Below are 18,549 nucleotides of genomic sequence, written 5' to 3'. Positions count from 1 at the left end.
ATCTGCTTATGAAAACAACTTCTTACTCAGCCTTGACGGTGCCTTCCAGAATATTGGTGGTGATGTAGTCCACCCCCATCTCCACCAGTGCTGCACCGTCCGCAGCCTCGTTGACTGTCCAGACGTTATACTCCTGCCCAAGGGCGTGCACCTTCTGCACGTTTTCGGCGGTGGCAGACTTATAATAGATGTCCAGACCAAGGTTGTACTTTTCCAGCACTTCCAGCAAGCGGTCGTCCCACTCCTTGATGAGGAACTGGGCGGGCTGCTGCGGGTAACGGCGGCGCAGATAGATCAGGTTCTTCAGTGCAAAGGAGATAAAGGTGACCTGCTCCAGATAGCCCGCCTTTTCGATCATGGAAACGATCTTGTAGACATCGGCGGCCTTGAACTGGTTCTTCAGCTCCAATACGCAGTGCTTGCCGTATTTTTTACAGATCTCGATATACTCCATCAGGGTGGGAATGGTCAGGTCGATGCGGCCGCGCTTGCCGTCAAGGTCGGTCAGCTGCAGCTTGCGCAGGGTGTCGAAGGTAGTCTCCTCGATCACCATGTGGTCAATGCCCACCCGGGCAGTGTTGTCATCATGGAAGATGACGAACTGTCCGTCTGCGGTGCGATGCACGTCCGTTTCTACGCCAAAGTAGGTGGCGCGGTTGCAGGCCGCCACAAAGGCCGCACAGGTGTTCTCCTTTTCCAGCCCGCTCAGGCCCCGGTGGGCCACCATACGGACGGTTTTGTTGTCGAGCTTCACAGTATCCATAGCCATAGGTTCTGCTTCCTTTCCGGTTTACCCGTAGGTGATGGCCGCAAAACAAAAAGAGCGCACAAAACAAAGCTATTCCGCTCTGTCTGTCGCTCTCCTGCTCTGCGCAAACAATTTGTAGTTTTATTGTACACTTTTCTAAGGCGAAATACAAGCGCCCGCTCAGCTTTTGGAAGTTATGCACAAAGTTATTTCCTAATTCTTGAACACTCTGCCGAAACCGGTCAGCCGGTGGTTTTGTCCGGCGCGGGCGTTTCCGGCTCATAGCAGAATATGGCCAGAATGCAGCGGAAGCCATTTGTTTTATCAGCCCTTCAGCGGCATGATGCTCTCCGGTGCAGCACACAGGTACTGTGGCGCGGCGGGTGCTGCCGAGGAAAGGCTTTTTTTGCTTACCTTCCACCACAGCTGTGCCGTGCCCTCCGGCGGGGTGCAGATGAGGTTCCAGTCAAAGGGGTTCTCGCTGGTGGAGACCGCCTTTACCGGAATGGCGTTGGGCACATCGGCGGCGCAGGGCGTAAAGTCGTGGGCACGGATGCCCACAGCGGTGCAGCCCGCCGGGACGGGCAGTGTCAGCCGCAGGGTGGTGTCCCAGCCGTCCAGCCGGACGGTGTGGCTGTCCAGCGGGGTGCAGGGCAGAATGTTCTTGCAGCCGGTCAGCCGCGCGGCGGCAACACTCTGCGGGTCGGCAAAAACGGCCTTAGTGCTACCGGTGCGCAGCACCTGTCCTTCGTTCAGCACGATCATTTCTTTGCACAGGCGGTAGGCCTCGTCCCGGTTGTGGGTCACCAGCAGAGCCGTGCCCGCAAAGCTTGCCAGCAGGCTGCCCACCTCGCCCTCGACCTCCTCCCGCAGGTAGCTGTCCAGCGCACTGAAGGGCTCGTCCAGCATCAGGATGCGGGGCTTGCCCACCAGAATGCGTGCCAGCGCGGCGCGCTGCTGCTGCCCGCCGGAAAGCTGGGCGGGGTAGCGCTTGGCAAGCGCTTCCAGCCGCATGGCGCGCAGCATCTCGGCGCAGGCGGCGCGGCGGGCGGCAGGGTCTTTTTCTGCCTTCAGGCCGCAAAGGACATTCTGCTCCACGGTCATATTGGGGAACAGGGCGTAATTCTGGAACAGCAGTCCCACGCCCCGCTGCTGCGGCGGCAGGTCGATGTGCCGGGTGCTGTCGAACAGCACCCGCCCGTCCAGCACGATGCGTCCGCAGTCCGGCTTTACAATTCCTGCAATGCACCGCAATGTCATGCTTTTGCCGCAGCCGGAAGCTCCCAGCAAAGCAGTGGAAGTGTTGCCGATGGTAAAGGCGGTGCGGAGGGTAAAGCCGTCCAGCTTTTTTTCAATGTTGATTTCAAGGCTCATTTCCGGGCACCCGCTTTCTGTTTTTTCTCCAGCAGGTTCACCGCCAGCAGCACCACCGCCGAAATGGCGATATCTACCAGCACCCACCGCATGGCACCAAGCTCATCGTTGGTGCGCCAGAGCTGGTAGACTGTGGTGGCAATGGTGGCGGTCTTGCCGGGGGTGTAGCCCGCGATCATGCTGGTAGCGCCGTATTCGCCCAGTGCCCGGGCAAAAGCCAGCACTGTACCCGCCAGAATGCCCTGACGGCAGGCGGGCATCCGCACCCGCCAGAAGATCCATGTATCGGACTGTCCCAGCGTCTGCGCCGACCACGCCAGCGTTTCGTCAAAGCTTTCAAACGCGCCGCGCGCGGTGCGGTACATCAGCGGAAAAGCCACCATGATGGAGGCAAAGATGGCGCTGTACCAGTTCATGACCAGCTTTACCCCAAACTGCTGCATGAAGAAGATGCCCAGCGGCCGCTTTGCGCCGAAGAGCAGCAGCAGAAAGTAGCCCACCACCGTAGGCGGCAGCACCATAGGCAGGGTGAGCAGCACATCCAGCACCCCCTTGACCACCCGGGGCAGCCGGGCGATATAGTAGGCGGCAAAAATGCCAAGAAAGAACACCGCCGCGCAGCTGATCAAAGCAATGCGCAGGCTGTTCCACAACGGATACCAGTCCATGCCTGCTCCTTTATACGGCGCTGAAGCCCACGCCCTCGAACACGGTCATGGCCTTGTCAGTCTGTAAGTAAGCCAAGAACTCCTTGGCAGCCTCAGCGTTGGGGGCGGCCTTCAGCACGGCGGCGGGGTAGATGACCTGACCGCACATCTCCTTGGTGGCCTCGTCCACAGGGGTCAGACCGGCGCTGTACGCATCCGTGCAGTAAACGGCACCGGCGTCCACGCTGCCTTCGGTGACCTGCGTGGTCACTTCCTTGACGTTGGAGCCGTAGGTGATCACGCCCGCAGCGGCCAGTGCAGCTTCGTCCAGCTGATAGTAGGCAAGGATCTTCTGGGTGTACTGCCCCACGGGCACATCGCTGTTGCCCATGCAGAACAGGATATCCTTCGCCTTCAGTTGCTCGGCCAGTGCGTCAAAGCTGTCAATGCCTTTGTCGCTGCCCTCCGGCACGCAGAGCACAACCTTGTTCTCCAGCAGATTTACGCGGCTGTCGGCATCCACAAAGTCAAGGCCGTCCTTGTTCACCTCGGCAGAAGCGGTGATGTCCAGCTGGTTCATCTGCTTCTGACCGGCAGAGATGAACAGATCGCAATCCGCGCCCTCCTGGATCTGGGTCTTGAGGGTGCCGGAAGAGTCGAAGTTGAAACGGAAGGTCACCTCCGGGTGCTCTGCCGTGTAGCTCTCGCCGAGAGCGTTCAGCGTCTCGGTGAGGGACGCGGCGGCAAACACGATCAACTCCACGCTCTGTGCTGCTTCCGAGGAAGCGGCGGCAGAGGAAGCCACGGACGATGCTGCGCTGGAAGCAGCACCGCCGCAGGCGGTGAGGGCAGCGGTTGCACCGGCCATACCGGCAGCGGCCAGAAACCTCCGACGGGAAATGCGATGGTCGTTCATCTCTGTTTCTCCTTACTTTAAGTGAAAAAATAGTATATTTCTACGCCCCGTAAAGGAAAACAGGGCAGGAAACCTTACTTACGGGCGCACTCGCCGTCCAGACCCGCGGCGATGCGTACTCCGTGCTCCAGGCTGGGCAGGATGTACTCCAAATTCTCCTGCACCGCCTTGGGGCTGCCCGGCAGGTTGACGATCAGGGTCTTGCCGCGCAGCACGCTGACGCCGCGGCTCAGCATCCCGCGCGGGGTGATGCTCAGGCTGTGGTAGCGCATAGCCTCGGCAATGCCGGGGGCGTTGCGGTCGGCAACGGCGCAGGTGGCTTCCGGGGTGATGTCACGGGGGGAGAAGCCGGTGCCGCCGGTGGTGAGCACAAGGTTCACCTGACGGCCATCTGCCATGCGGATGAGCTGCGCTTTCAGTGCCTTGGCTTCGTCCGGCAGGATCATGGTCTCCTCCACCACATAGCCTGCGGCGGTGAGCATTTCCACAATCAGCGGCCCGCTTTTATCCTCCCGCTCTCCGCGGCTGCCTTTATCGGAAAGGGTGATCACGGCAGCGCGCAGGGGCGGGTTTTCCAGTGCGGGCAGCAGGGTCACCTCGTCCCCCACATGGATCTCGCCGCCGGTGAGCACCCGGGCGAACACACCCTCGTGGGGCATGATGCACTCGCCGGTCTGCTGCTTGATGACGCAGTCGTTGTGGCACTCCTTGCCGATCTGGGTCATTTCCAGCACCACATCCCCGATGGCAAACCGGCTGGTCACCGGCAGGCTGCGAAAATCGAAGCCCTCGATGACCAGATTTTCGCCGAAGGCACCGTAGTCCACCCAAATTTTCTTGCGGAACGCCTCGATCTTTTCGGCGCTGAGCATACTGACCTGACGGTGCCAGTTGCCGCCGTGGGCGTCCTCCGCGATGCCCCATTCCGGGGTCAGGACGGCGCTGGGCACCTCGGTTTTTACGGTGCCCCGCTTGGGGCTGGTACAGATTGCCAGAAGCTTACCCATAGTTATTTATCCTCCAATGCGATACATCCCGCGGGTAGCGGGCATAGAACTGTCGTTAAAATGGTGTTCCCGGGGCTTTGCCCAGATGGTCTCCCGGATAGCGGCCAGCAGCTGCGCATCGTCCGCGCCGCTGCGCAGCAGGGCGCGCAGGTCACGCCCGGTCTCGCTGGCAAGACAGGGGCGCAAAAAGCCCTGACTGGTCAGCCGCACCCGGTTGCAGGAAGCGCAGAACTTGCCGTGCACCGCTGCAATAAAGCCGATGCTGCCCTGCCAGCCCGGCACGGTGTAGTACACCGCCGGGCCGTCGCCCAAGGCGTGCTCCTGCGCCGGGGAAAGGGGCGCAAGCTCCGGCCAGCGCCGGGCAAACCGCGCCCGCAGCTCCGGGCCGGAGATGCAGGGCATGGCAGCGCCGTAGCCGATGGGCATCATCTCAATGAACCGCACCTGCAGGGCGTTGTCCTTTGCCAGCGCGGCAAGCTGTTCCAGTTCGCCCTCGTTGACGCCCGCCTGCGGCACACAGTTCAGCTTGACCGGCAGGCCGCTTTCCAGCGCTGCCTGCAGGCCTGCCTGCACGGCGGCAAAATCGTCCCGGGCAGTGATCTTCCGGAACACCTCCGGGCGCAGGGTGTCAAGGCTGATGTTCACACTGTCCAGCCCGGCGTCCAGCAATGCAGGCAGCTGCTCTGCCAGCAGCACCGCATTGGTGGTCAGGGTGACCCGGCGGATGCCCGGGGTCTCTTTAAGCCCAGCCACCAGCTGCGCCACATTCTTGCGCACCAGCGGCTCGCCGCCGGTCACCCGCACGGTGTCGATGCCGCACTGGGCAAACAGCGCAGCCAGACGCAGAAATTCCTCGTAGGTCAGCACGGCTTCCCGCTCCAGCTTTTCCACACCGTCCGGCATACAGTAGCGGCAGCGCAGGTTGCACAGGTCGGTCACCGACAGGCGCAGATAGTGGATCTCGCGCTGGTAACGATCAAACATAGCCGCCCTCCGCCCGGATATAGTGGCCGCTCTTGCCGCCGATCTTTTCCACCAGATGGATCTCGCCCAGCTCCATGCCCTTATCCACGGCCTTGCACATATCGTAGATGGTCAGCAGCGCGGTAGAAACGCCGGTCAGCGCCTCCATCTCCACACCGGTCACGCCGCTGGTCTTGACGGTGCACAGGGCTTCTACCGCCTGCCGCTCGGGCAGCAGACGGAACTCGATGCCTACCTTGGTCAGCGGCAGCGGATGGCACAGGGGGATCAGCTCACTGGTGCGCTTGGTGGCCATAATGCCCGCAATGCGCGCCACGCCCAGCACATCACCCTTTTTCACGGTGCCGCTCTGCACGGCGGCAAAGGCCTCGGCGTTCATGGTAATAATGCCGTGGGCAGTGGCTTCCCGGGTGGTGACGGGCTTTGCGCTCACGTCCACCATCACGGCATTGCCGGCGGCATCAAAATGTGTCAGATTATTTTCACTCATATTTTTTCACCTTAGTAAGCTGAGAGGGTTTCAGCAATGCCCAAAGCCGCAGTTCGGCCAGTGGCACACTTCGCAGTTCAGGCACAGGCCGCCCTCACCCAAGCGGGCGATATCCTCGGCGGTGATGGGGTCATCTGCCAGCAGACGGGGCAACAGCAAGTCAAAGATGGTGCGCTTGGCGTACATCACGCAGCCGGGCAGGCCGCACACCGGCACACCGTCCAGATAGCTGACAAGGAACATCGCGCCCGGCAGCACAGGGGCGCCGTAGGTGATGATATCTGCCCCGGTATTCTTGATAGCCAGCGGGGTGCGGTCATCGGGGTCCACGCTCATGCCGCCGGTGGTAAAGATCAGCTCGCACCCTGCGGCCTTAGCCTCCAAAATGGCGGCGGTGATCCCGGCGGGGTCATCATCGCAGACCTTATGGAAAACCATCTCGCAGCCGTAGACAGCCAGCTTGCTTTGCAGGATGGGAGTGAATTTATCCTCAATGCGTCCCTTGAACACCTCGCTGCCGGTGGTGATGATGCCCACCTTCTTGGCCTGCATGGGCAGCACGTTCAGGATAGGCTCTGCCCCGGCGGCGGCCTGCATAGCGTCCATCTTCTCCTGCTCGATGACCAGCGGGATGATGCGGGTACCGGCCAGCTTCTGCCCTTTTTTCACCGGCAGGTCGCCGTGGATGGTGGCAATCATCATCTGCGGGGTGCTGTTCACAGCCATCAGTGCCTTGCGGTTGATCTTTAGCAGCCCGTCACAGTCCGCGATCAGCTCGATCTTGCCTTCTTTCGGCGCAGTGCCGTGGATATTTTTGCCCGCAGCGGCCTTGTACAGCAGGGCGGCTGCTTCGTCCTCGTGGAGGATGCCGGGGTGCTTTTCCCAGACGTAGAGGTTCTCCTTGCCGATGGAAAGCAGCACAGGGATATCCTCGGGCTGGATGACGTGCCCCTTGCGGAAGCGGGCATCCTTGTACTCGCCCGGGATGATCTGGGTGATATCATGGCAGAGCACCTGCCCTGCAGCGTCAACAGTACGGATCAGTTTCATGATGGCATTCTCCTTACAGCGCGGGCATCTGGGCTTCGATCCAGTCTGCCAGTGCCGGAATATCGTTCAGGTCAAAATCTGCGCCGGGGATATCCCCCACCACCGCCAGCGGCTGGAAGGAGACGGGCGCATCCGAGATGGCGCTGCGCACCACCTCGATCTTCGGCCAGCCGCTGGATTTGAACCCTTCCAGCAGCACAAGGTCGTAGCCGTGACGCTCGAACAGGGCAAGCAGATCCTGCTCGGTCAGGCGGAATTCCTCGGTCAGCAGGTAGCGCGTGCCGGAGTAGACCGCCACGCCCTCGGCACCGGCTTCCCGTAGGCGGTAGCTGTCGGTGCCGGGCACGTCCGGGGTAAAATCGTGGCCGTCGTGCTTGATGACGCCTACCTTCAGCCCACGGCTGCGCAGCACGGGCAGCAGCTTTTCCAACAGGGTGGTCTTACCGCTGTTGTGCACCCCGCTGACGGCCAGCACCGCCGGGCGCTTGAGCACCTGTGTCTCTGCCAGCGCCTGTTTTTGTTCACTGTACAAAGCAAAGCACCTCCACTTCCATGCCGGATTCCACCGGCCCGCTGCCGGCAGGGATCTCCACCAGACAGTTGCAGCCCATCATGGCGGACAGCGCACCGGAAGAGTGCGCCTCGGTGTTGCCCGCGCCGGGCAGGGTCACCTTGCCGCCGCAGGCAGTCGCCCGCAGGTAGCGGTTGCCCTTGCTGGCTTTGGCAAAACCATTCGTCAGGGTGCAGACGGTGCGGGCGGGGATGCAGCTCTCCTCCCGGCGTCCAGCGGCGCGCAGCAACGCGGGGATGGCATACTGCTCCAGCGTGGCAGCGGCGGCAAAGGGGTTGCCGGACAGGCAGAACACCAGCTTGCCGCCCAGTGTTGCCGCCAGCATGGGGCTGCCGGGCTTCTGGGCTACGCCCTCTACCAGCAGCTGTGCGCCCAGCTTTTCCAGCACACGGGGCAGATAGTCCTTCTGCCCTACGGAGACACCACCGCTGGTGATGACAGCATCGCAGCAAGTCAGCAGCTCCTGCATTTTACCGGTGATGACCTCCGGGTCGTCGGAGCACTGCTGCCGCGCCACGGCAAAGCCCAGCTGATGCAGCCGGGCGGCATTCTGGGTGCCGTTGGCATCGTAAATTTTACCGGATGTCCACGGTGCGCCGGGTTCCAGCAGCTCGCTGCCGGTGGAAAGGATACCCACGGTCAGCGGGCGGCAGACCGTTACTTCAGCGTAGCCCTGCCCGGCCAGCACCCCCAGATGGGCGGGGGTGAGCACCGTCCCGGCGGGCGCAATGACCGCACCTGCGGCCACGTCCTCGCCGCGGAATACCACGTTCTGCAGCGGTTTTACGGCGGCATAAAGCTGCACGTTCTCTTCCCCGCTGTCGGTCAGTTCCTGCATCAGGACGCAGTCCGCGCCCTCCGGCAGGGGTGCTCCGGTCATGATGCGGGCAGCACAGCCTGCGGGCAGTGCCGCAGCCGGGGCATCGCCCGCGTAAAGCTTCATCACCACCGGCAGGGTGACCGGGGTCTCCCGGCTTGCACCGGCGGTATCCGCGCTGTGCAGGGCGTAGCCGTCCAACGGGCTGCGGTCAAAGGGGGGCTGGTCCATCCGGGCGCAGAGGTCACCGGCGGCAATGCGCCCGCAGGCGGCTTCCAGCGGGATGGTCTGCGGGGACGGAGAAGGCAGAAGTGCTGCCGCGTCCAGCACGCTGCGCAGCGCCTTGACGGGGGAGCAGAAAGGCTGGTTCATTATAACTTCCTCCATAGACCCGCCGCTCTCCCCTTCTGCTATGGCTCAGACGGGGCACCGGCGGGGGTATTCTTTTTTCAAAAAAGGCAGGTAAAAAAGAAGCGGAGACGTCTTGACCGGAAAATCAAAACGCCTCCGCAGAATATCCCCACAAAACCGGCAGCGGCAGCTTGCAGTCTGCTACGCCGGTGGCAGCCTTCGGCTATGTGCCGTCCTTGCAGCGGCAGCACACAGCCAAAAAGCACCTGTGAAGATGGGAGGAGTTCTTTTTTTCAAATTGCAGCGTTTCTTCTGCGGGAAGGCGGTGGGGTTTCCCCCGCCACCCTTGAATGCCCGCCCTTGCGGGTGCAGCATTGCGGCGCGGTGTCCTGCTCTTTGTGGGAGTTTAGACACCTTTGCTCAAAGAAGCTCTTATACCCTGATTCAATTGTAGAATTTAGTCACAGAACTCGTCCACGTCGCTGATGGCCTTGGCGTAGCGGCGGGTGAGGTGCTTGGTAGAAAAGAGGAACCGCTCGTTCTGGTTGTTGGTCAGCTCCTCGATATCGGCATACTCCGGGTTCTCCTGCATGGCCTTCCAAGTCTGCTCGATGACCTCCGGCGCAAGGCCGTAGGGAGAGCGCTGGAAGTACTTGAGCGGAGTGGCGCTGGGGTAGATGCGGGCGTTGAACCGCACCATCTCGGCGAACATTACACACAGATCCTTGTCCTCAATGAGCTGCACGATCATGGCGTAGTTATCGCTCATATTGGCGTTGGAGTAGTAGTAGGTGTCCTTTGCACCCGTGCGGGTGACGATATCGGTGCACTGGGGATCTGCGGGCATCTGCGCCAGCAGCTCGTCGGCGTTTTCCACTTCCTCCAGCAGCAAAGCGTGAGGGGTAAGCAGCGCAGCCGCGGAGCGTGCGCGGATGTAACCGGCCAGCTCCTGTGCCGGGGTCAACTCCGGCAGCTCCGGGGCGGTCTTGGTGGGCTGATCCGCAAAGGGATCGTTTTCCGCTTCCGGCTCACCGGCCAGAAAATCCAGCAGTTCCGGCTTTGCAGCATCGGGCTGCGCAGCTTCGGCAGCTTCGGGTGCAGCCTCGGCGGCCTGCTTTGCGGCAAGCTCGGCGGTCTCCCGCTCCACTGCGGCGATCACATCCTCGCCGGTCTTGGCGGCGCTGCCGTCAAAGGTGCTGCCGGTCTCCTTCAGGCGGCGGGCAGTCTCGCTTGCGGCGTCGATGTCGAACACCTCTGCCTTGGGCTTTTTCTTGGCGGCCAGCTCTGCCTTTTGCAGTTCCAGAACGGCCTGTTCCGGGTCTACGCTGCCATCCACCGTGGTGGTGTAGCCGGGTTTACGTCTGCCAAACAACATGACGATCTTTCCTCTTTCTATGGGATTTATTCAGCTGCTGCGGTGTTCTGGGCGTAGATGCCGCGCTTTTCCAGATCATCGGCCATGTCAGCCAGATCATACTTCTCCAGCGTCTCGCGGGTGGGCACACCGGTGGTGCGGTCCCAGCCGAAGATGTCGTAGAACAGATCCTTTGCCTTCTCCATGTCGGCGCGGTCCAGCTTGGTAGTGCCTTCCTCAAATGCCTTGAAGTCGGGGTCCTTATCAAACACCCAATCGCAGATGGCATCGTGCTCCTGACGCAGGTTTGCGCTGCCGCAGTTCTGCTGGAAGCTGATGGCGGTCATCACGCGCAGCATCTGGGTGATGCGGGCGCCGTCCTCCTGCAGACCGGCCTGGGTATAGGTCTCGCCGGTAACAGCAGTCATAAAGTCTGCCTGCAGATCCAGATCGCCGTGGTAGTCGCGCTCCTTGGAGGGAGACTGAGTCATGGGCCACATCCAGTTGCACAGGGTAGCGGAGTCGTGGAAGTTCTTATCGTTGACGCAGTAAGCAGCCAGCTTTGCCTTGTTTTCGTTGATGGGAGTGTAGGCCTTGGCCTTATCGTAGCAGCCCTCGCCGAAGAAGTCCTCCATGACCTTCTTGGTCACCTCATAGGGAGCACCGGAACCGGTCTCGCAGACGATCTCGTGGATCATGCAGTCGCGGTTGTAAACGAGGTTGTACAGCATGCCCACCTGCCATGCCTCAGCAGGGCCGTGGTGGTTGGGGTAGCCGTTGTACATCAGGTTGGAGTTGGTAGCGCCGTCGGTGCGGTCCAGCCAGCTCTTGGGCAGGCCGAACTTTTCCATCATGGCCAGCGTGCCCTTGGCGATAACGGACAGGTCGCCCTCGCCGTAAGCCATGCGGCGGATCAGCTCGACCTCCCAGCGGGGATCGCCGGCCTTCTCCCACTCCCAAGGCAGAGAGTCGTACTCGGCCTCGCTGATGTACTTGGTGGCCTCCTCGCGCGGCATCCGCAGGATCCACTGCAGGTCGCGGTTCAGGTTGCCGTAGTTGTCCCACAGACCCATATCGTCCACAGCATGAGCCCATGCCAGATTGATGACCATGGTGCCATCGCCCTCGTACTTGAAGTCGTGCACGCCGTCCGGGTAGACGCGGGTGCCGTACAGCACGGGCATACAGGTGTTGGAGTTGTGGGTGGGCAGATCGTAATCTGCCAGCGGATCCACATCATACTCGGTGTAGCAGCGGATGGGGCAGGAGGAGCAGCCGCCGTTCTTCACGGTGTACTCGGCAGCGGGAGCGCCGAAGTCGAAGTAGCCCTTGAAGCAGCGCAGAGCCACCTTGTTGATATCGTTGTAGGGCTGCTCGCCGGTATCCACGGGGCCGCCGGGAGCCTTCTTCCACATACGGCCGGGGGCGCCGGACCAGCGGTTCTTGCCGGAGGTGGCGCTGTACTCTGCCCAGCTCTGGGGCTGTGCGGGCACGTTGTGGTTGTTGTTGCCGCCGATCAGGTTGCCCATCATGTAGTTGGAGAGCTCCAGCACCTTCTTGGGGTCAGCGACCTTGACGCTGCCGGTGCCGCGGATGGCCAGACCCTTCAGCTTTTTGTTGCCCAGCGCAGCGCCCAGACCGGCGCCGCCGGAGTTGCCGAAGCTGGTGTTCAGGGTGGAGTAGTCCACCAGATTTTCACCGGCAGGGCCGATGGAAGCAGTCTCGAACTCACGGCCGTTCTGCTCTACCATCCACTTGTTGGCAGCAAAGGTGCCCTTGCCCCAGATCTCGGATGCGTCCTCCAGAGAGACCTCGCCGTCCTCGATGCGCAGGTAGACGGGCTTCTCAGAGATGCCGCTGACGACGATGCCGTCGTAACCGGCATACTTCAGCATGGAGCCGATGTGGCCGCCCATGTGTGCATCGATAATAGAGTGACCCTTAGACCAGGTAGAGCGGAAGGTCACGTTCATACGGCCGGAGCAGGGCACGCCTGCGCCGGTCAGGGGGCCGACACCGAAGATGACCAGAGCCTTCTCGTCATAGGGGTCCAGCTCCATGGGAGCTTCCTCATACATAATGCGGTAGGCCATGCCCATACCGCCGATATACTTATGATACTTTTCGTCATCCTGCGTGGTGATCTCGCCGGTGGTCAGGTTGACGCGCAGGATTTTGCCTGTCCAGCCATAACTTTCAGCCATTGTAGTTCCTCCTTACAGATCCAAGTATGCAGCCTGTGCTGCGCTGGTAACGGCATCCCAATCCACGATGGACAATGCGCCGGACGGGCAGCCTGCCACGCAGGCACCGCAGGCGATGCACTTGGAGGACTTGCCGGTCTCGGGGTTGACGGTGGGCATGTGCCACGGGCAGGCCTCATGGCAGGCGCCACAGCCGATGCACTTGTCGGTATCCACTACGCGGATGCCGCGGCTGTCGGTGGTGATGGCCTTCTGCGGGCAGGCATTGCCGCAGGCGGGGTCCTCGCACTGGCGGCAGGTATCCGGGAAGTAGACAAAGCAGTTATCGGTGCCGGACAGCAGGCCGTTGCCCGCGCCGTCCAGATTCAGGCGGCGCTGGATCTTGACGCGGCTGATATAAGAGGAGCACACGCCGTCGTTGGTCAGGGTGCAGTTGATCTCGCAGCGCTGGCAGCCGGTGCACAGGTCTGCGTTGACCACCAGCAGGCCCTGCGGCAGTGCCCAAGTGGCCACTGCGCCGGAATCCACCTGCTGCTGAGAGCAGCCGAACAGGGACAGCATGGAAGCGGACAGGGTGAGCCCTGCAAGGCTCTTGCCCGAGATCTTCATGAATTGACGGCGGGTCATGTCAGCCGTCAGGAAATCAGTTTTTGCCATAGGTTCCATTCCTCCGTTGAGGTCACTCTGCGCAGAGTACCCCGGTCACATAGAAATACGAGTTGTTGACGATGGTCGTCACAGCCGAAGAGGTGATGGTCGCGCCGGAAAGGGCGTCCACCTCGGTCAGGTCTGCGCTGACGGCACCGGACGCATTGCCGGTGGTGGTCAGGCTGGCCTGCTCCAGACGCACCTTGGACTGCTCTTCTGCCGAAAGATCCGCAAAGGGGATCGCCATCGGCTCGCCGTCCAGTGCGCTCTTGCTGAGCATGGCTGCGTACAGCTTGCGCCGTGCTACGGCCTCTGCGCTGGAATCCAGCGGCGGAGCCAGCTCATCGCCCAGTGCCTCGCCCTTCAAAGCCGAGAAGGTAAGCCCCGCAGCATACATCTTGCGGGTAGCCTCGGCCTCGGGAGAGGTATCGAAGGTGCGCCACTGTGCGGGGTCAAAATCCCCGGCAGCAGCGGGCTGCTCCTCCGCTGCACCGGCAGCAGCATAGGCGGCACCGGTAACGGGGTCCGTTACGGTGTAGCTTTTGCCCGCCAGCGTGAAGGGTGCTGCGCCCTGATACTGGGATGTGAACTCCGGGTTGACGCACTGGCCGCCAAGGCTTTCCGTTTCGTCCTGCGAGAGGATCTCTACTGCGGAAACATTGCCCTCGGCGTCAATGGTCACAGCAGCCTGCACATCGCTCTGGAAGCCCTTCTGAGTGCCCTCCACGCGGTAGCTGCCATCGTCGAGCTGGTACACTGCGCTGATGCCGTAGATGGCTGCATCCGCCTCCGACACCGGCAGCAGCGTACCGGCAACCGTGGTGCGTGCGCTTTGCAAGGTGGTCAGACCGACCGCCAAGGCGATGGTCGCAACGCCCATGGCTGCATAGCCCGGCAGCCGCTTGCGCCACAGCGGTACGGGCGCAAACGGGTTGGTTGCCTGCTTCATGTTATCACCTGCCTGTTTTTTATTTTGCCGGGTAACCCCGGGCAACAATTGAGGCCGCTCTGGCTGCTGCAACAGCGGAGCGGTCTCTTCGATAATATATTAACATGCGCGCGCGGAGTATGTCAACAGAAATAGACAGGCTTTTCCGTTTTGTAACGATTGTTTTTGTAATATTTGCTTAAACTTTAGGGATTTTGCGTCCGCACACCAGCTGCAGGCCGTATTCTGCTGCAAGCTCTGCGGATTGCACGGTGGGCATGCTTTTACTTACCAGCACCGGCACCCCGGCGCGGATGGCCTTGCGCACCATATCCAGCGGCACCCGGCCGCTGGTGTACAGCACACATTCTGCCAGCGGCAGCCCCGCCAGCACCGCGCAGCCCACCGCCTTATCCAGCGCGTTGTGCCGTCCCAGATCCTCGCAGGCAAAAACGATCTCGCCCCCCTGCAGCACAAAGCAGCTGTGCACCGCCCGGGTGGCGCGGTACAGCGGCAGCCCGGCGTGCATGGCGGCGGTCAGGCACTCCACCCATTCCGGCTGCAACGCCAGCCCGGGCACAGGGCGCAGGGGCTGCTGCTCCACCGGACTGCCCAGCGCGATATTATCGGTGCAGCAGCTGGCCACCTTCTGCGCGGCGGCACGGCGGGTGGGCAGCGGGTAGCGCAGATATACCTGCACCTTTGCGCCCTCGGCACAGACGGCGATCTGCTCCACCTCGTCCGCAGATGCGATCCACCCTTCGGTGAGCAGCCGCCCCAAGGCCAGCTGCGGCAGCAGCGCCGGGGTGCATACCACCCGGAAGGCGGGCTGCTCGTTTACATAAATGGTGGCGGCGTGCTCTGCCGGCACGCTGGCCTCGGTACCGTCCGGCAGGCGCAGGCTGGCAAAGGCCGCCTGTGCGCCAAAGCGGTCGGTGATCTGCAAAGAGGGTGTGCTGCGTTTTTCCATAAAGCTTCCTTATATTATTTGTGTGGTAAGTAGACAGTATCAACATACCGGTTCTGTGGCAAAAAGTCAAGAGCCATCTTTCCGTGAATGCACAATGCCGGACAGCCCGCAGACTGTCCGGCATTGCGCTGATAAAAATGATTTCCAAATTCAATCCTGTGCCGCGTTCTCAGAACACCGCCGGGACGATCTGCTGAGCATCCACATCCACGATGCCGTAGGTGTTCAGCCGCAGCTTCGGGATGACCGGCAGGCTGACGAAGGCAAGGGTCATAAAGGCGTCGATGTCCTCCGAGATGCCGTAGGCTTTCAGCGCCGCCTTGAGCGCTTGCAGCTTTTCCTCCACAGCCTCGGCGCTCTCGGTGCTCATAAGCCCTGCCACCGGCAGCGGCAGCTCCCCTACTACCTGTCCGTTCAGTGCAAAGGCTAAGCCGCCTTTATTTTTGCGCACCGTGTTGCCCGCCAGCACCATGTCGGCATCGTTGGTGCCCGCCACAATGAGGTTGTGGGAGTCGTGGGCAATGCTGGAAGCCACCGCGCCGCATTGCAGGCCGTAGTTGCCCAAAAAGCCCAAGCCCACATGACCGGAGCGGTGATGCCGCTCGAACACCGCCAGCTTGACGATCTTTTGTGCCACGTCCACGCCGGGCGCTGTGCCCGGGTGCTGGCAGAATGGAACGATCTTTTCGGTGGTCAGCAGGGCGTGCGGGGTCAGGCAGATCACCCGCTGCCGGGTGCCGGTCTGCTTCAGCTGCAATTGCTCCAGGGTGATCTCGTCCATGTTGAAGGAATCGAACACCCGCGCAAAGCGTGCTTTGTCCACCACAAGGGCGGCGGGGTGCAGCATTTTGCCCTGCTGCGCCACCAGCTTGCCCTTTTTATACACCTGCTCCACCGTGAACTGTTCCAGATCTGACAGCACGATCAGGTCGGCGGTATAGCCGGGGGCTACCGCGCCGCTGTGCGTAAGACCGAAATACTGGCACGGAACAAGGGTGCCCATCCGCACCGCCACCACCGGGTCTACCCCGGCGGCAATGGCCTTGCGGATGATGTAGTCGATATGCCCGCCCTGCAACAGGTCGCCGGGGTGCCTATCGTCGGTCACCAGCATACAACGGCTGCAATAGGGCTCCCGGAACAGGGGCAGCAGGCTGTCCATGTTCTGGGCTGCGGTGCCCTCCCGCACCATGATGTACTGCCCGCGCCGCAGCTTTTCCATGGCCTCATGGAGTTCTGAGCACTCATGGTCGGACTGCACCCCGGCGGCGATATAGGCGTTCAGCTCCTCCCCGCTGAGAAAGGGGGCGTGCCCGTCGATCTTTTTGCCAGCAGCGGTGCAGTCGCAGATCTTTTGCAGGATCTTTTCGTCCGCGCGCACTGTGCCGTAGGAGTTCATCAGCTCCGCCAGTCCCAGCACCCGGGGCTGCTGATAGTAGGGGCGCAGCTGCTCTGCTTCCAGCACCGCGCCGGATTCATCCAGCCCGGTGGCAGGCACGCAGGAGGGTAGCATAAAGTAGACCGAAAGCGCCAGATCTTTGGTGCTCTCCAGCATAAAGTCCAGCCCCGCCGTACCGGCTACATTGGAGATCTCGTGCGGGTCGGTGACCACCGCCGTAGTGCCGTGGGGCAGCACCGCCTGTTCAAAGGCCGGGCCGCAGAGCATGGAGCTTTCAATGTGGATGTGCCCATCCACAAGCCCCGGGCAGACATACTTGCCCTGCAAGTCCAGCTCAGTCTCGCCGGTATAGTGTCCCACGCCAAGGATGATGCCTTGACGGATGGCTACATCGGCCTGCTCGATCTCGTTTGTGAACACGTTGATGACCCGGGCATTTTTCAGCACCAGCTCTGCCCGCACGTCACCCTTTGCTGTCAGGATCTGCTGCTTCAAGGTTTCCATTTTCATAAGGCCCCCCTTGTCCTGCTTTTACTGTTAAAAACTTGCGTTCTGCTGTCGGAAATACTGTTTTTGGTTTACATGGCGATCCAGCCAAAGGCGTTTGCCACTGAGCTTGCCAGAATGATGGCTGCAAAAATGGGGCACAGCCAGCGGATCATAAAATTGAACACCGGTTTGCGGCGGAAGCGCTGACCGTCCTGCTCCACCTCCTGCGCGATTCGCTCCACGCCGATGACGCGGGACACCAGCAGGCAGGTGGCAATGGCGGCAATAGGCATCATGACAGAGTTGGTCAAAAAGTCGAAGAAGTCCAAAAACTGCATCCCGAACACAGTCACCCCGGCCAGCGGGCCGTAGCCCAGTGCCGACAGGCTGCCCAGCACCACCATGATGGCGCCGATGAGCACGGTGGAGCGGGTGCGGTCCCAGCCCAGTTCATCTTCAAAGGTGGAGACGGCGCTCTCGGTCAGGGCGATGGAGCTGGTAATGGCTGCAAACAGCACCAGCACAAAGAACAGCACACCCACAGCGGTGCCCAGGCCCATGCTGGCAAACACCTTGGGGATGGTGATGAACATCAGCGCAGGGCCGGCCTGCAGGGTGTCCGGGTCGCCGCCGGAGAAGGCGAACACCGCCGGGATGATCATCAGGCCTGCCATGATTGCAATGGCGGTATCGAACACCTCCACATTCTCGGTGGACTCCTCGATGGAGACGTCCTTCTTCATGTAAGAGCCGAAGGTGACCAGAATGCCCATGGCGATGGACAGAGAGTAGAACATCTGCCCCATGGCGGTGACCACGGTCATCCAGGAGAAGTTTTTGGGGTTGGGCACCAGAAAATACTTCACGCCCGCCAGTGCACCGGGACGGGTGACCGAGTAGCCCGCAATGACCAGCGACAGCACCACCAGCACCGGCATCATCACCTTGGAGACGCGCTCCACGCCGTTGCGCACACCGGCAAAGATAATGCCCAGCGTGAACAGACTGAACAGCAGAAACGCCAGCTCGGCCTGCAAGCCGTTGGTGATAAAGGCAGAGAAGTAGCCGTCCGCCGCCAGATTCCCGCCGCGGCCGCACAGGTACTCCGCCAGATAGTGGATGACCCAGCCGCCGATGACCGAATAGTACGGCACGATCAAAATGGGGATAATGGCGTTGATCCAGCCGCCGAACCGGATGCCTTTCCCCTTGCCAAAGTGGGCGTAGGCGCTGACCGGGCTTTTGTGGGTCATACGGCCCAACGCGGTCTCGGCCACGATCATGGTATAACCAAAGGTAACTGCCAGCAGAATGTATACCAGCAGGAAAATGCCGCCGCCGTATTTGGCTGCCAGATACGGGAAGCGCCAGATGTTGCCCAGACCCACCGAAGCGCCTGCGGCCGACAGCACGAACCCGATCTTACCGGAGAACGCGCTGCGCTTGTGTTGTTGTTCCATGTTGTTATTCCTCTTTTCCTATCTGCTATAAAAATTAAGCAAAACAAGTGTACCACAACTGCGGACAACTGGCAAGCAACAGAACAAACACCCCGGTCAGCGCCTGACGGCGCTGACCGGGGTGTTTACCAGTTTCTCTTTT

General features: G+C 61.3%; 17 protein-coding genes and 1 riboswitch. All 17 genes read right to left on the bottom strand.

What is annotated here, in order from left to right:
- Positions 1 to 22 precede the first annotated feature (22 nt).
- Positions 23 to 769 carry a glycerophosphodiester phosphodiesterase family protein gene (locus tag ACXPUX_RS06585; RefSeq protein ID WP_458830940.1) on the bottom strand — a complete coding sequence of 249 codons (747 nt, stop codon included), beginning with the start codon at positions 767 to 769 and terminating at the stop codon, positions 23 to 25.
- A 303-nt stretch (positions 770 to 1,072) separates the two neighbouring features.
- Complete coding sequence (locus ACXPUX_RS06580; RefSeq protein ID WP_458830938.1) at positions 1,073 to 2,122, bottom strand: sulfate/molybdate ABC transporter ATP-binding protein; 1,050 nt, start codon at positions 2,120 to 2,122, stop codon at positions 1,073 to 1,075.
- The gene (gene modB / locus ACXPUX_RS06575; protein ID WP_458830936.1) at positions 2,119 to 2,790 is read right to left on the bottom strand and encodes a molybdate ABC transporter permease subunit; all 672 of its coding nucleotides are present in this window, start codon (positions 2,788 to 2,790) and stop codon (positions 2,119 to 2,121) included. Before modB ends, ACXPUX_RS06580 begins: the two co-directional genes overlap by 4 nt.
- Positions 2,791 to 2,800: 10 nt before the next feature.
- Positions 2,801 to 3,685: a molybdate ABC transporter substrate-binding protein gene (modA, locus tag ACXPUX_RS06570; protein WP_458830934.1), complete on the bottom strand. Its 885-nt coding sequence runs from the start codon at positions 3,683 to 3,685 to the stop codon at positions 2,801 to 2,803.
- 74 nt (positions 3,686 to 3,759) lie between these two features.
- Positions 3,760 to 4,692, bottom strand: a complete 933-nt coding sequence (locus tag ACXPUX_RS06565) for a molybdopterin-binding protein (protein WP_458830932.1) — start codon at positions 4,690 to 4,692, stop codon at positions 3,760 to 3,762.
- A 6-nt stretch (positions 4,693 to 4,698) separates the two neighbouring features.
- Entirely contained in the window at positions 4,699 to 5,676 is a 978-nt protein-coding gene (moaA, locus tag ACXPUX_RS06560) for a GTP 3',8-cyclase MoaA (protein WP_458830930.1), read from the bottom strand.
- A complete protein-coding gene (moaC, locus tag ACXPUX_RS06555; RefSeq protein ID WP_458830928.1) occupies positions 5,669 to 6,166 on the bottom strand; it encodes a cyclic pyranopterin monophosphate synthase MoaC in 498 nt (165 codons plus the stop codon). The genes moaA and moaC overlap by 8 nt, the downstream gene beginning before the upstream one ends.
- Before the next feature lie 30 nt (positions 6,167 to 6,196).
- A complete protein-coding gene (locus ACXPUX_RS06550) occupies positions 6,197 to 7,216 on the bottom strand; it encodes a molybdopterin-binding protein (RefSeq protein WP_005925006.1) in 1,020 nt (339 codons plus the stop codon).
- Between the two features lie 13 nt (positions 7,217 to 7,229).
- On the bottom strand, positions 7,230 to 7,748 hold the full coding sequence (mobB, locus tag ACXPUX_RS06545) for a molybdopterin-guanine dinucleotide biosynthesis protein B (RefSeq protein ID WP_458830926.1): 519 nt from the start codon (positions 7,746 to 7,748) through the stop codon (positions 7,230 to 7,232).
- A complete protein-coding gene (locus ACXPUX_RS06540) occupies positions 7,738 to 8,991 on the bottom strand; it encodes a molybdopterin molybdotransferase MoeA (protein WP_458830925.1) in 1,254 nt (417 codons plus the stop codon). The genes mobB and ACXPUX_RS06540 overlap by 11 nt, the downstream gene beginning before the upstream one ends.
- Positions 8,992 to 9,237: 246 nt before the next feature.
- Positions 9,238 to 9,383, bottom strand: a riboswitch (molybdenum cofactor riboswitch).
- A gap of 29 nt (positions 9,384 to 9,412) precedes the next feature.
- Positions 9,413 to 10,330, bottom strand: a complete 918-nt coding sequence (locus ACXPUX_RS06535; RefSeq protein WP_458830923.1) for a hypothetical protein — start codon at positions 10,328 to 10,330, stop codon at positions 9,413 to 9,415.
- A 26-nt stretch (positions 10,331 to 10,356) separates the two neighbouring features.
- On the bottom strand, positions 10,357 to 12,513 hold the full coding sequence (locus tag ACXPUX_RS06530) for an aldehyde ferredoxin oxidoreductase N-terminal domain-containing protein (protein ID WP_458830921.1): 2,157 nt from the start codon (positions 12,511 to 12,513) through the stop codon (positions 10,357 to 10,359).
- A 12-nt stretch (positions 12,514 to 12,525) separates the two neighbouring features.
- Complete coding sequence (locus ACXPUX_RS06525) at positions 12,526 to 13,170, bottom strand: ferredoxin-like protein (protein WP_458830919.1); 645 nt, start codon at positions 13,168 to 13,170, stop codon at positions 12,526 to 12,528.
- Positions 13,171 to 13,192: 22 nt separating this feature from the next.
- Positions 13,193 to 14,110, bottom strand: coding sequence for an FMN-binding protein (locus ACXPUX_RS06520; RefSeq protein ID WP_458830917.1), 918 nt, complete (start codon positions 14,108 to 14,110; stop codon positions 13,193 to 13,195).
- Between the two features lie 178 nt (positions 14,111 to 14,288).
- Positions 14,289 to 15,059 (bottom strand): formate dehydrogenase accessory sulfurtransferase FdhD, encoded by a 771-nt coding sequence (locus ACXPUX_RS06515; RefSeq protein WP_458830915.1) that lies wholly within the window; start codon positions 15,057 to 15,059, stop codon positions 14,289 to 14,291.
- A 169-nt stretch (positions 15,060 to 15,228) separates the two neighbouring features.
- Entirely contained in the window at positions 15,229 to 16,968 is a 1,740-nt protein-coding gene (ade, locus tag ACXPUX_RS06510) for an adenine deaminase (RefSeq protein WP_458830913.1), read from the bottom strand.
- A 68-nt stretch (positions 16,969 to 17,036) separates the two neighbouring features.
- A complete protein-coding gene (locus tag ACXPUX_RS06505; RefSeq protein ID WP_458830911.1) occupies positions 17,037 to 18,407 on the bottom strand; it encodes a sodium-dependent transporter in 1,371 nt (456 codons plus the stop codon).
- Positions 18,408 to 18,549 lie beyond the last annotated feature (142 nt).

The sequence above is a fragment of the Faecalibacterium sp. PGM34 genome, from assembly GCF_054456555.1.
The sequence above is the reverse complement of the archived record's forward strand: the minus strand, read 5'-3'. Positions and strand labels throughout refer to the sequence as shown.